15 protein-coding genes are annotated in these 13,439 nt (G+C 59.3%); 10 read left to right on the plus strand and 5 right to left on the minus strand.

What is annotated here, in order from left to right; translation table 11 throughout:
* From HY067_07725 to HY067_07735, 3 genes are read right to left on the minus strand one after another with little or no spacing between them, the layout of a single operon-like run.
* Window positions 1–654: an SPOR domain-containing protein gene (locus tag HY067_07725; protein MBI3527842.1), complete on the minus strand. Its 654-nt coding sequence runs from the start codon at window positions 652–654 to the stop codon at window positions 1–3.
* Window positions 651–1,379, minus strand: a complete 729-nt coding sequence (locus HY067_07730; protein ID MBI3527843.1) for a type III pantothenate kinase — start codon at window positions 1,377–1,379, stop codon at window positions 651–653. Before HY067_07730 ends, HY067_07725 begins: the two co-directional genes overlap by 4 nt.
* Before the next feature lie 30 nt (window positions 1,380–1,409).
* A complete protein-coding gene (locus HY067_07735) occupies window positions 1,410–2,384 on the minus strand; it encodes a biotin--[acetyl-CoA-carboxylase] ligase (GenBank protein MBI3527844.1) in 975 nt (324 codons plus the stop codon).
* Between the two features lie 113 nt (window positions 2,385–2,497).
* Between HY067_07735 and HY067_07740 the strand changes: the two genes are divergently transcribed.
* Complete coding sequence (locus tag HY067_07740) at window positions 2,498–2,941, plus strand: universal stress protein (protein MBI3527845.1); 444 nt, start codon at window positions 2,498–2,500, stop codon at window positions 2,939–2,941.
* Window positions 2,942–3,058: 117 nt separating this feature from the next.
* Here the strand turns inward: HY067_07740 and HY067_07745 are convergent, their stop codons facing one another.
* The gene (locus HY067_07745) at window positions 3,059–3,346 is read right to left on the minus strand and encodes a DUF2917 domain-containing protein (protein MBI3527846.1); all 288 of its coding nucleotides are present in this window, start codon (window positions 3,344–3,346) and stop codon (window positions 3,059–3,061) included.
* A gap of 151 nt (window positions 3,347–3,497) precedes the next feature.
* Between HY067_07745 and HY067_07750 the strand changes: the two genes are divergently transcribed.
* Window positions 3,498–4,916 (plus strand): PLP-dependent aminotransferase family protein, encoded by a 1,419-nt coding sequence (locus HY067_07750; protein ID MBI3527847.1) that lies wholly within the window; start codon window positions 3,498–3,500, stop codon window positions 4,914–4,916.
* A gap of 172 nt (window positions 4,917–5,088) precedes the next feature.
* On the plus strand, window positions 5,089–5,562 hold the full coding sequence (locus tag HY067_07755) for an outer membrane beta-barrel protein (GenBank protein ID MBI3527848.1): 474 nt from the start codon (window positions 5,089–5,091) through the stop codon (window positions 5,560–5,562).
* Between the two features lie 124 nt (window positions 5,563–5,686).
* On the opposite strand, the gene HY067_07760 is transcribed toward HY067_07755, so the two are convergent.
* Entirely contained in the window at window positions 5,687–6,754 is a 1,068-nt protein-coding gene (locus HY067_07760; GenBank protein ID MBI3527849.1) for an SMP-30/gluconolactonase/LRE family protein, read from the minus strand.
* 320 nt (window positions 6,755–7,074) lie between these two features.
* Between HY067_07760 and HY067_07765 the strand changes: the two genes are divergently transcribed.
* The 7 genes from HY067_07765 (at window position 7,075) to HY067_07795 (ending at window position 13,423) form a co-directional block, all read left to right on the plus strand.
* On the plus strand, window positions 7,075–7,602 hold the full coding sequence (locus tag HY067_07765) for a hypothetical protein (protein ID MBI3527850.1): 528 nt from the start codon (window positions 7,075–7,077) through the stop codon (window positions 7,600–7,602).
* 179 nt (window positions 7,603–7,781) lie between these two features.
* On the plus strand, window positions 7,782–8,921 hold the full coding sequence (locus HY067_07770; GenBank protein MBI3527851.1) for a mandelate racemase/muconate lactonizing enzyme family protein: 1,140 nt from the start codon (window positions 7,782–7,784) through the stop codon (window positions 8,919–8,921).
* A gap of 17 nt (window positions 8,922–8,938) precedes the next feature.
* Window positions 8,939–9,706: an enoyl-CoA hydratase/isomerase family protein gene (locus tag HY067_07775; protein ID MBI3527852.1), complete on the plus strand. Its 768-nt coding sequence runs from the start codon at window positions 8,939–8,941 to the stop codon at window positions 9,704–9,706.
* Between the two features lie 120 nt (window positions 9,707–9,826).
* Window positions 9,827–10,921, plus strand: coding sequence for a tripartite tricarboxylate transporter substrate binding protein (locus HY067_07780; protein ID MBI3527853.1), 1,095 nt, complete (start codon window positions 9,827–9,829; stop codon window positions 10,919–10,921).
* Window positions 10,922–10,971: 50 nt separating this feature from the next.
* Window positions 10,972–11,307: a YbjQ family protein gene (locus HY067_07785; protein ID MBI3527854.1), complete on the plus strand. Its 336-nt coding sequence runs from the start codon at window positions 10,972–10,974 to the stop codon at window positions 11,305–11,307.
* A 90-nt stretch (window positions 11,308–11,397) separates the two neighbouring features.
* Window positions 11,398–12,213 (plus strand): dioxygenase, encoded by an 816-nt coding sequence (locus HY067_07790; GenBank protein MBI3527855.1) that lies wholly within the window; start codon window positions 11,398–11,400, stop codon window positions 12,211–12,213.
* A gap of 334 nt (window positions 12,214–12,547) precedes the next feature.
* Complete coding sequence (locus HY067_07795; protein ID MBI3527856.1) at window positions 12,548–13,423, plus strand: hypothetical protein; 876 nt, start codon at window positions 12,548–12,550, stop codon at window positions 13,421–13,423.
* Window positions 13,424–13,439 lie beyond the last annotated feature (16 nt).

The raw sequence follows: 13,439 nt of genomic DNA on the forward strand, positions 1-13,439 counted from the left end.
TCAGGACGGCGGGCAATCCACCGCCCGCAAGTCGGAGCCGGGATATTCGGTCTTGAGGTTCACCAGTTGCGCTGACTGTGCTTCGTTCGGGTCGCGCACGATGAAAGCCGTTTGAGTGACCCTCTGTTCGCGCTCGCCGATCTGCGCCGAACGCACGCCCTTTTGCCGCAGCAATCCAAGCTGCTTTTTCGCGCCGTCTTCATTGCGATAAACGCCCAGCGAAATCGCGTAGCGCCAGCGGCCGGCTTCCAGAATCGGGGAATAGTCGGTAACACCGCGTTCCTTCAGCTCGACCATCTTCCTGTCCATGTCTGGCTTCGATTTGAGTGGCGGAATGTAAATCCAATAACTGGTCAATACGCCTACTTCGGTTCTGCGGACGCGTTCGCCGAGCGCAAGCAAATCGAGGGCAGCCTGGACCCTGGGCAGATCGATAGCACCGAAGCTGCCCCACTCAAGGCACACGCCCGGACCCGGTGCCGAAGCAAGCGGAGTGGGCGCGGGCGTCGGTCTAGGCGCAACAATCTGGATCTGATCGGCATTCATCTGCTGCCTGACGAGTTGCGCGTCCGGATTCGGCAACCGATCCCGCACAGTGGTAATGGCGGCCAGTCCCAGGCTTGCAGCGAGCAGTACGAAGAATACCCACTTCATTGCGGCTCCAGCGCGATCTGCACGAGTCCCTCCAGAACGAGTTTGTCGACGACGCGTACCGGCCTGCCCATGTGGCGCGCGACAAGTTCGCCTGCGCCCCCGCTGAATATCAACACTGGTTCCCGGTTCCCCGCGGCCAGCATCGCGTCCCGCATGCGCTCGACCGTTCCGCACAACGCCTGAATTGCGCCGCTGGTGATTGCGTCGCGGGTCGTGCGGGGAAAGGACGTGAAATCGCCTCGCCCTGCGGATAGCCGCGCGGTATGGGCGGCAAGCGCTTCGTGCATCAGGTCGAAACCCGGAACGATGACGCCGCCGATGAACTCCCCTTTTGCAGTCAGCGCATCGACAGTCATCGCGGTACCGGCATTCACCACGACGCACGGATCGGACGAAAATCTGCGTGCGCCGATCAATGCCGCCCAGCGGTCGATGCCGAGCTGCGACGGTTCGTCGTACCGGTTGGAAACCCCTGCCTGCGACCGTGCGCTGGAAACCCATCGCGGCGCGGCCTTCCAGCGCTCCGAAGATTTCCGCAATCTCTGGCCTATGCCATCTCCGGCCACGTTGGCGATCACGATCGCCGACGGCGCCGGCAACGAAGACCACTGCGCGTCGAGCGCATCGAGATCGGCATGCAGGGCCCAGCCCTCGCGCACGAAACCGCGGCCGTCATGCAGCGCCCATTTCACCCGACTATTGCCGGCATCGACTGCAAGAATCAAGGTTGGCTCGATCCGTTTCCAGAATAAGCGTCAGGCGGCGCCGCGCAGGCTCATTTCCCCGCCGTAAAATTTGCGCGGTCCGGAGCGTGTATGCAGCAGCAATGCGCCATCGTCGGCTACACCCTGCACGCGGCCTTCTATTTCGGATTTATCCGGCATCCGCACGCGCACCATTTTATCCTGGTAGGCATGCAATCGGTCCCACTCTTCGCGAAACGGCGCAAATCCCTCCGCGGAAAATTTCCTCAATACGCTGTCCAGTTCACCGAGGATCTCGGCAAACAGGATGTTACGATCCTCCTCGACGCCGATTTTTGCTAGATCCACGACGGGCTGATCGATGCGCGCCTTCACTGACTCCGGCAGTCGCAGATTGATCCCTACGCCGATGACCGCGACGGTCGGGCCCATTACGTCACCGGCGAGTTCGATCAGGATGCCGGCCAGCTTGAGATGCCGCCAAAGCAGATCGTTCGGCCATTTCAGCATGACGTCCGCGGCACCGTGCTTCCTCAGCACGCGCGCGAGCGCAATGCCGACCATCAGGCTCAGTCCGCTGAGAAACCCGGCACCCTGCTCGAAGCGCCACAGGATCGAGAAGGTCAGCGCGCCGCCCGGGCTCGAGTGCCAGTCGCGTCCTCGCCGGCCCCGGCCCCGCGTCTGCAACTCGGCTGCCAGGACGCAGCCGGAACGGGCTCCGCGCGCCGCGCGATCGAGCATGTCGGTGTTCGTCGAACCGGTCTGATCGAGGACGTCAATGTCGAACCGGGCAGCCTGCCTGCCGAGATGACGGACGATGCGATCGCGCGAAAGCCATTGCACCGGCGTCACCAGCCGGTAGCCGCGACCATGCACTTTGTAGACTGTAAGACCGAGGGTATCGACATCGGCAAGGGCGTTCGACACGGAGCCGCGGGTGATGCCCAATGTCCTTCCCAGCGCCTCGCCGGAATGAAATTCTCCATCTTCCAGAAGCCGGAGAACTTCGAGCGTATGCGCAGTCAAAGTAATTAGAATCTGTGGAGGAGTTCGTCCGCACTATACCGCAAGCGCGCACCTCCGATGCGCAACGGTGGCGAACGCGACAGTATCGGACGTCAGGCGACCGGGAGTACATCATGTTCAAGAATATTCTGATTCCAACCGACGGCTCTGCCCTGTCGAGAAAAGCCATCAAGGCGGGCGTGGCATTGGCCCGGGCGGTCGGCGCCCGGGTTACGGGCTTCTATTCGCCCGAACCATACGAAATCCTGGCTTACGGTGAGTACTTTCCTCCGGACCTGATGTCGCGTGCGGAATGGGACAATCGATCGAAGAAAACCGCTGCACGCTTTCTCGCCGCGATCGAAAAGGAGGCACAGGCCGCGGGGGTAAAGTACAGCGGCCTTTTCCTGGACAGCGTCACGCCCTGGGAAGCCATCGTCGATGCCGCCAAAAAGAAAAAGTGCGACCTGATTTTCATGGCCTCGCACGGCCGCACCGGACTATCCGGGCTGCTGCTCGGCAGCCAGGCTGCTAAAGTCCTCGCGCATTCGAAAATTCCGGTGCTGGTCTACAAATAAACAGACGGAGCGAGCGTTGCGCTCGCAGACGGCGATTGGCGACCCCGGCAGGAGCAGCAGGATCCCGGATCGGAACCTGGCGGCCACCTGCTGTATGTACAGGAAATTCCACTGCGCCTAGAACGCCACCCGAGCCTGATATGCACTGATGACGCGAGCGGAGGCATGACGGGCACGCAGCGTCAGTCTTGCAGTCGTGTTGCCGATCGTCTCCACCAGCGTCACGCCATTGGTGACAATGCAAAGCGATTCGCCAGCAGATAAAAAATCGTCCCGCGCAAGGCCTTCCTGCGTCACCCACAACGTGCCGTTATCACAGTTGATTGCTGCGCCCACAGCCGCGCGCAGACGCAGAACCTGCGCCGGCAGAAGTTCGAGGACGGAATCTTTGGGGCCCGGTTTCATGCAACCATGTTAGGCGCCGGATCATGATCATTACAGATTCAGACAAACCAAATTGTTTACGTTACAGTTTGCCAAGCTGAAAACCGTTACGGTCCATTGCGCAGCCAGCTGTGCCGGTTCCGGCCGGCCTTTTCTTAAGTAGAGTGTGCCCATGACACAGCAAGTCGTGCTCTATGAAACAGTCGCCGATTCCATTTCGGGGATGATCTCCGTCGGCACGCTACGCCCCGGTGAACGGGTTCCGTCCGTGCGTCGCCTATCGACCCAGCGCAGGGTATCGATAGCAACCGTACTGCGGGCCTACGAAGTCCTGGAAAATCGCGGCCTGATCGAGGCACGGCCGAACGCCGGCTACTACGTCCGTCATCGCATGCCGGTCGCGGATGAGCCTTCGATTTCGAACCCTCCGGTCGCGCCGCGACTGGTGGGGATCAGCGCTCTCGTGCAGGAAGTTCTCGATGCACGCCGCCCGGATGTGGTGTCCTTCGGCGCGGCCTGTCCCGGCCCCGATCACATGCCGACCGCGAAATTGCAGCGGACGATCTCGTCAATCGCGCGTCGCAAGCCTCTGTCACTGACGCAATACGTGCTGCCGCCGGGCAACGAGGAACTGCGCCGCCAGATCGCGCGCAAATCGCTGGACTTCGGTTGCAGCCTTGCGGCCAAGGACATCATCGTGACTCACGGCTGCATGGAAGCCCTGAATCTCTGTGTGCGCGCAGTGGCAAAACCGGGCGATACGATCGCGCTGGAATCGCCGACCTATTTCGGGTTGCTGCAGATTCTCGAAAGTCTGCAGATCAAGGCGCTGGAAATTCCCACGCACCCGCGCGAGGGCATTTCGCTGGAAGCCCTGGAATTCGCGCTTGAGCGCTCGAAAATCGCAGCGGTGATTACGATGCCGAACGCGCAGAATCCTCTCGGCTTCACGATGTCGGACGAAAACAAGAAGCGCCTGGTAAAAATGCTCGACAAGCGCGGCGTGCCGCTGATCGAGGACGACGTGTATGGCGACCTCTACTACGGAGACGACAGGCCGTTGCCGGCCAAGGCTTTCGATCGCACCGGCAACGTGATGCTGTGTTCGTCGTTCACCAAAACCGTTGCGCCCGGGTTTCGCCTGGGCTGGGTGTCCCCTGGCCGCTGGCATGCGCAAGTGCAGATGGCGAAGTTCATCAATTCCGTCGGCAGCCCCGAAGTGCTGCAACTCGTTGTGGCGGATTTTCTCGCCAGCGGCGGATATGACCGCCAGTTGCGACATCTGCGGCGCGTATTCCGCGACCAGGTGTCGCTCATCTCCACGGCAATCACCGAGCATTTCCCGGCAGGCACGCGCATCACCCGGCCCGCGGGCGGCTACATCCTCTGGGTGGAACTGCCGGAAGGCTGCGACTCCGAGGAGTTGTTCCGCCAGGCGCTGCGCAACAAGATTTCGCTCGGCCCCGGCACGCTGTTCTCAGCAACCGACCGCTATCGCAATTGCATTCGCATGGGATGCGCGGAGCCATGGTCACCGCGCGTCCAGCAGGCGGTCGCCAAGCTCGGCGACCTGCTAAGAAAACAACTCTGACCCCCGCGTCCGCTTCGTTGTCCGGCATGGCCGTCGCCGAGAAACGACAAACCTCCTTGCGTGTTCCGGCGCTGGTTTCTAACGGAGAACTATTGCCGCCGAATTCCGACTAATGGCTTGAGCATTATCCAGTGCTCGCACATTCCGGAACAATCAGCAAAGAGGAAACTACATGAAGAAAATCTTGATGGCATTTGGACTGATCACTGCAGTGCTCTCCTCCGCGGCGATGGCGCAGAGCACGAATGGCCTCATGTTCGGTGGTACCGTCGGCTTCACAAAGCCGCATGGTTCGGACAATGATTCGGGCATGACCATCGGCGGCCGGCTGGGCAAACAAATCCAGGGGAATTTTTCCTGGGAAGCCGATCTGAATCTCGGCATCGTCGACGGCGCAATCGGCGCCAACAAGGACTGGAACATCAATTCGGTTGCGGCTTACGGCGTGTATCGCACCGACGGCGACATCCACCTGAAGGCAAAACTCGGGGTGGCCTACTGGGATGACGATTTTGACCACGACACCAGCCTTTCGGCGGGTATCGGTATCGGCTTCCGCATGGGGCGTGGCATCCTCGACGTCGAATACACGCAGATCAACAGCTACGTCGACTACTTCACGGTGGGCTACAGTCTGCCGTTCTGAATAAAGGAGTTTACGGTCGCAGGCAAGCCTGCATCCTGCCAATTCACGACATTAAAAAACCCGCACAGCTTGCGCTGTGCAGGTTTTGTTTTGCACCGGTCCTAGCTGACCGAAGCGATTGCTATCAACTGAGTGCGTGGCCGACCGCGTTAACGTAAAGCGCGTAGATCGACGTGCTGCCGCACATCATCAGACGATTGCGTTTGGTACCGCCGAACGTAAGATTGGCGATGACTTCCGGGGTATGCAGGAATGCCAGCAGTGAACCGTCGGGGTGATGCACGCGCACGCCGTTGGTATCCATGCCGCCCCAGCCCCAACTGCACCAGACGTTGCCGTCGGTGTCGCAGCGTACGCCGTCGGTGAAGCCCGGCGCGAAATCCGCAAATACCTTTGGGTTGGACAGCGCCGTTCCCTTGACGTCGAACACGATGATGTTGGCGGGATTGCCAGGCCCATCGGTCGCGCCGGTATCGACAACGTAGCAGCGCTTGAAGTCCGGCGAGAAACAGATGCCGTTCGGACGACGCATCGGTCCTTCCGCTGCGATCGTGACCTTGCCTGCCGGATCGATGCGATAGACCCGTGTCGGCAGCTCGAATTCGGCCTTGTGCCCTTCGTACGGTCCCATGATGCCGTAGCCCGGGTCCGTAAAGTAGAGGGAGCCGTCGTGGTGAGTCGCAACATCGTTCGGCGCATTGAGCTTCTTGCCATCGAAACTGTCGCACAGAATCGTCCATGTGCCGTCATATTCGCGGCGGCGCATCCGGCGGGTATCGTGCTCACATGCGATCAACCGGCCCTGGTTGTCGCGACCGTGGCCGTTCGAGTAACCGGACTCGGTCTGGTATACGCTGACATGACCGTCGTCTTCGTTCCAGCGCAGCACGCGGTGATTCGGAATGTCGCTCCACAACAGGCAACCCCAGTCACCCATCCACACCGGGCCTTCGCACCACAGAGCCCGGTCGTTGCCGCTGCCGTGCCAGATCCGTTGCAGCGTGGCGTTGCCTTGCCGTCCGCTGAAGCGCTTGTCCTTCACTTCGAATGCTGGCTCGGGGTAAGTTACCGGGTCTTCGCCGGTCCAATCGCGGTCCCGTCCGAACTTGTCGGTGCCCGCAAACGCCGAGGTTGCGGTTGCAGCGGCGGCCGCCGACGCGGCGGCAGTCGCCAGAAAACTGCGTCTGCTCATTCCCACCGGCTTTTCGACGCTCGCCTCGGCCGGCTTGGCGAGCTCGTGATCTTGTGCTCGTTCCATGTTGGTCTTCCTCCTAGTTGTTCAAGTTATTCACGTCACCTCCGCCTTTGATGACAAACGCCCCGGCGAGGTTATTGTGTTTGGCCGCGCCGCGAAAGGCTCGGACGCGACCACCGGGGTTCTCAGTTCCCCAGCGTCAAGAAACGACTCGCAAACCTTAGTCTTACGCAATGCGATTGGCAACCCGTCTCAATTTGAGACACCCCATGGGACGCCCGTCGTGGATTAAGATGGCTGGACAACCCGGAGCGCCCATGAAATTCGTCAGCCAGTTGTTGTCCGCCCATCTCGCCCGTTATCCCGCAATGCAACTTGATGACATTTACAAGCTGCTGCATCAGGCGGCGCTGGGTCCGGGCCATGCGGTGGACAATCCTGCTGCAACGCGCAAGCGACTGGACGAGGAGATCGCAGCATTGGGCGAGGCTCCTCCCGAATTATTACAAGATGTCATTTCCCCGGACGGACGGCTCGGCCGCGTTCACCTGCGATCCTACCTGGCGTCCGGCGGCAGTGCCGATGCACTCCATCGCGCCTTCGTTGAAACGGCGAACAGCTACCCGGCTTCACCCGACAAGCTGGCCAAGTTCTGCGGCTGCCTCGGCGATCTTGCCGCTGCCGGCGGCATCCCGTTTGCGCGCGAAAACGTCCTCGCCTACTTCGGGAAGATTGCTCGCGAGGGCTATCCGGCGGTTCATCATTCCGAGGCGTTCCGTCGCGCCTATCAGCCTGCATATCGCGTTGTGGACATCGTCCACCTCACCCCTTCCCTCTCCCCCTGAAGGCGGAGAGGGTGATTGACCCCGGGAGTTGTTGCGCTTCGGCAGTTTCGAGGTAAGGATTCCGGTACTTCTTCGTGTTGCTTCGTGTCCTTCGTGACTTAAGGTGAAACACTTACGGCTGAAGCTGTCGTGGTGAGATTTTGGTTTTGAATGTTTCAGGGAGAAATACAATGAGCGGCCTGTGCATCACCGACGTACGAGCGTATCCGACTTCCTTTCCGGTCGATCCGAAAGACAGCGTCACGCTCGGCATCGGTCGCACCGTCAAGCGCGACGCCGTCATCGTCAAGGTTTCCACCGAGGACGGCGTAACCGGATGGGGCGAAGCGCATCACGGCCGCTGCCCCGGCGCTGTCGCTCACCTCGTCAATACCACGATGAAACAACTCGTCGTCGGGCAGGACGCGAACGACATCACGGGCGTATGGAAGAAGGTGTACGACAAGCAACTCGCCAGTCACGGCATGGGAGCCGGCGCCTGTCTCGCACTTTCCGGCATCGACATGGCGCTCTGGGATATCCGCGGCAAGGCACTCAAGCTGCCGCTGTACAAGCTGCTCGGTGGACGCTCTAAGCCGATACCGGCTTACGCCGGCGGCGTGTCGCTCGGCTATCAGGATCCCAAGTTGCTTGCGGAAGAAGCGCGGCCGCATGTGCAGGCCGGATACAAGGCAATCAAATTGCGCATCGGCGATAGCGTCGCTCGCGACATCGAGCGCGTCGCCATGGTGCGGCAGACTTTCGGCGACGGCCTGGTGATTCTGACCGATGCCAACATCGGCTACACGGTGGCCGATACCCGGGCAGCGATGCCCGCGCTCGATGAACTGGACGTCGGCTGGCTCGAGGAGCCCTTTCCCGCCCACGATTACCTGTCATACCGCGAAGCAGCGCGGTACGGACGCGTGCCGCTTGCCGCGGGCGAAAACCATTACACCCGCTTCGAGTTCAATCGCGTGATCGAAGATGGGGCGATCACCATTTTGCAGCCGGATCTCTCCAAGACGGGCGGCATTACCGAAGCCCTGCGGATTGCGGCGCTGGCGTCGAGCTGGAAGCTGCCGATTCATCCGCACACCTCGATGACCGGACTCAACATGGCCGCGACCATCCATTTCCTGGCCGCGATCGAGAACGGGGGCTACTTTGAAGCGGACATATCGAAAAACAACCTGTTCCGCGACAAGCTGGTCTCGACGCCTTACAAGATAGACAAGGACGGCAACGTCCTGCCGCTGGAAGGAAACGGCATCGGTCTGGACCTCGACGAAGGCTTTCTGCAAGCCCATCCGGTGATCGAAGGTCCGGCTTACGTCTGACCTCGCGGAATCCTCAGATGGGAGACAGCGTCAAACTCGATCGCCGGGATTCGGTTGCGATTGTCATTCTCAACCGGCCGGAAGTCCTCAATGCGGTGAACATGGAAATGCGCGAGACGCTCGTTACGCTGCTCGCCGAGCTCAACAAGGCCGAGGAGGTGCGGGCGGTAGTTCTGACCGGCGCCGGCGACCGCGCCTTCTGTTCCGGCCAGGATCTGGAGGAAATCGTCCGTTACACGGTCGACCACATCGACTCATGGGTCACCCGGCAACATGCGATGTATGCGGCCGTGCGCGACCTGGACAAACCCTGCATCGTCGCGTTCAACGGCGTGGCGGCCGGCGCCGGATTTCAGATCGCCCTGTGCGCCGACCTGCGCGTCGGCTACCCGGAGATGAAACTTGGCCAGCCGGAGATCAAGGCCGGCCTTGCCAGCATCGTCGGCTCGTATCTGATGACCATGCATCTCGGGCTGTCAAAGAACATCGAACTGTCGCTGACGGGGGAGTTGATCTCGGGGGAAATTGCCCACGACATCGGGATCCTCAACCACCTCGTGCCACGCGAAGAAGTCATGGCCAAGTCCCTGGCGCTCGCCGCCGAGATATCGAAACTCGCGCCGACCGCGCTTCGGCTCACCAAGCAAAGCTTCCGCACGCTGACCCAGGCCGGTTTCGACGCCGCACTGGAAGCGGCAAAAGTGGCGCAGAAGGAAGCCTACGCCAGCGGCGAACCGCAGGAGGCGATGCGAAAGTTTCTCGAAGCCCGGAAATCAAAGCGCTGAAACTCATTGAACACGAATACCCTCGCGATAGCGTGGAGTACCCTTTTAGGGTCACGAAGGAAAACAGGAAGGGACTCGAGGGAAACCAGCGGCACCGGAAACGAGAGAAAGAACGTAGCGATGCGATTCCACCCGACACGCAGTTCCTCACCATTGATCTGGATCCCACACAACGGCGTAAGGTTCGATGCGACGGCGAGTTTATTTACGTATCTTTCTTTATTTCGATTTACCTTCGTGTTCCTTCGTGTCCTTCGTGTTGAGCATTTCTTCTTTCTCTTTGTCCTCTATGGCGCAACGAATTTCGCCTTTGCCGACACCTATCCCAACAAGCCGATCCGCATCATCGTCCCCTACCCGCCCGGCGGCTTCAATGACACCCTGGCGCGCACGCTTGGACTGAAGCTGACCGAAAAATGGGGACAACCGGTCATCGTGGACAACCGTCCGGGAGGCGGCACTACGATCGGCACCAATCTCGCCGCGAAATCCGCGCCGGATGGCTACACGCTGCTGATCGTCTCCTTCGCCTTCGCCGTCAATCCCGCGCTGTATGCTTCCCTGCCCTACGATACGGGCAAAGACTTCGTGCCGATCGTGTTTGCGGCCCGCACGCCGAATCTGCTGGTCGTCAATTCCGAATTGCCGGTGAAGTCGGTAATGGAACTGATCGCTCTCGCGAAATCAGAACCAGGAAAGTTGAATTACGCATCCGCTGGCAACGGCTCGTCGAATCATCTGTCGATGGAGTTGTTCAAGAGCCTGACCGGGGTGGACATCGTTCACGTCCCCTACAAAGGCAGTGCCCCGGCCGTGACCGATCTGATCGGCGGCCAAGTCGACCTGATGTTCGATAACGTCCCGAACGTGCTGCAACAGGTGAAGGCAGGCAAGCTGCGCGGGCTTGCGGTATCGAGCAAGGAACGTTCGCCCTTCATCAAGGAACTGCCGACCGTCGCGGAATCCGGTGTAGCTGGATTCGATGTATCAGTATGGTTCGGCGTCGTCGCGCCGGCCGGAACGCCGCAATCCATCGTCGCGAAACTCAGCGCGGAGATCAACAGCATCCTCAAGATCGCCGAGGTGAAGCAGGCGTTCAACAACCAGGGAGTCGAACCCTTGGGAGGGACGCCTCGGGAATTTTCCTCATTCCTCGTTGCGCAAACGACGAAATGGGCAAAGGTCGTCAAGGATTCAGGAGCCAAAGCGGAATGAGCCGGGTAAAAAGAACCTGTTTTACGTCGCAAACCAGTTCAGGAGGGTAAATGCTGAAATCCATGATCACGAGCACGTTCGATCTGCCTGGCCATGACATCGCGAAAAATATCGGAATCGTGCGCGGCATCACGGTCAGATCGCGTTCGATCGTCGGCAATTTCTTCGGGGCGCTGCAATCGCTGTTCGGCGGCAATATCACGATCTATACCAATCTTTGCGAGCAAGCCCGCACCGAGGCTTTCGATCTCATGTGCGAGCATGCGCAACAGCTCGGAGCCAACGCCATTGTCGCCGTGCGCTACGACGCGACCGAAGTCATGGCGGGTCTTACGGAAGTCTTGTGCTACGGCACCGCGGTCGTCGCGTCACCCAAACGCCCCTGAACTCCGCTCTTTCGTGCAGGATTCGTCATCTGAGTCAGCCTGCGTCAGCGTAGGCTACACTTTCGAATCAATCGTTCGCGAGGACTTCCAATGACGACACCCGGACTTCCGGCTTTCTACATTTCGCATGGCGGCGGGCCATGGCCATGGATAGAAGGCCGGATGCGCGATACCCACCGTAAGCTCGAGGCAGCACTGCAACAACTACCACAACTTGTGGGCGTGACGCCGAAAGCCGTGTTGATGATATCGGCGCACTGGGAGGAAGCAGACTTCACCGTGATGAGCCACCCCAGTCCTCCAATGATTTACGACTACACCGGCTTTCCAGAGAACACGTATCAGATCCAGTACGCCGCGCCCGGCGCGCCGAAACTAGCGGAGCAAGTGCATGGTCTGCTCCAAAGCGCGGGTATCGCCGCACGGCTCGATCCGGCGCGAGGCTTCGACCACGGAACATTCGTACCGATGGCCGTGATCTATCCCGATGCCAGCGTTCCAGTCGTGCAATTATCCCTCAAGCGCGGACTCGATCCGCAAGACCACCTGGCCGCCGGGCGCGCCCTGGCAACGCTTCGTAACCAAAGCGTACTCATCGTCGGGAGCGGGTCGAGCTACCACAATCTCAGGATGCTCGGCCCGGAAGCGAAAGTTCCCTCCGCTGCGTTCGACGATTGGCTTCAGCGCACGCTCGAAGGGACGCATTTCGAGGAGCGCGCCGCCGCGTTGGCCTCCTGGGAAGCCGCGCCCTCGGCGCGCGTGGCGCATCCCCGGGAAGAACATCTGCTGCCGCTGATGGTAGCCGTCGGCGCGGACGAGCGGGACGTCGCCACACGTTTCTATCACGAGAACACCTTTTTCGGCAGCGGCAGCGTATCGAGTTTCATGTTTACCAAAGGCTCTTGAATTCCATCTTTACTCCGCGCCCCTCTTTTTCGCCCGACGCCTTTAAGTTAAATCACCTGGAGCAAATCAGGTTCTGGCTTCCACTTTGTTCTCGGTATTCATGAGGTAGTGAAAATCCCGGAGTAGGATTGCATAAGGCGATCGTCGATCGCCATTTTGTTCTGCACCGCGGAGAGGGATGACAGTTTGCAATCGGGGCGGAGACGGTCTAAATTGGATCGGCATGCCGATTGCATTGAATCTAAATAATTAGACCTCCTAAGTGACAGGTTATAAAGTCTTTTAGGGAGGTCTACTTCACGTTTTCACCACTCCGAGGATCCGCACTTTGCAGATGAAGAACCTCTTGTTCGCTCTCGGAATTACGGTCGTCGCAGCACTAGCTGCGATCGGCGCTGGATCCGTTTCATGGGTGTTTTGGGAGGCGTGGCAAGGGTCCGACCGAGAAGCATTTCGTGCGCTGCTGGGCGCGTTCTCTGGAGCGTTCTTCGCGTTCTTGTTCGTTCGTTTCGGCGAAGGCCTCAAGCGAATTTATGAGCGCAAGGAGAAGCACCACACGTCACTGGTCCGGTTGCAGCACTACTTCAACGACTGCCTCAACATCACTGGAGACAACATCTTTATCGTCGTCAATTTCTTGAGTGTTTTCGATGAAAAGCGGCTTCAATCGAATGACCTACCGATCTTCATCAATCGATTTCACGAGTATCCAATAGATCGGGAATTAGTTATTGGGTTAACAAACCTCGATTTTGCCAACGACGTCTATACCCTCAACGTTGAACTTCGAAAATTGAACGACTCCTTAGTCACTATCGACCGGTCGTACGCGCGAATCGCGGAAGCATTTATATCTAAGAAGATCGATCCGGCGATGTATGTCGCTAACATTCGCCATTCTCGGGGGCGATATGTGGAGATGCGAGAGTTCCTTCTACAAGAGAAACTGGACCTCATTCGTTTATTCGCGAGTTCTAACCTTTTAACCAAGGACGCTCCATTCCTTGTTCGAGTAATTCGTGTGCTGACGAAATCCAGCTATTCCAGCAGGTTCAAGACGGACCTACCTACTGAAGTGAAGAGGGTTTCTGCGGAGATCGATGCAGGTGCTAAGAACAGTCGGTTAAGAATCGAAGAAGTTCAAGCACGTGCGGCCCAACCCGCCGCTTTAGGGGACGTTCCGCCCAAGGGCGTCCCGCCCTCGATCTAATTGGTTGGACAACTCG

Source organism: Betaproteobacteria bacterium (genome assembly GCA_016194905.1).
In the GTDB taxonomy this organism is placed as follows: domain Bacteria; phylum Pseudomonadota; class Gammaproteobacteria; order Burkholderiales; family JACQAP01; genus JACQAP01.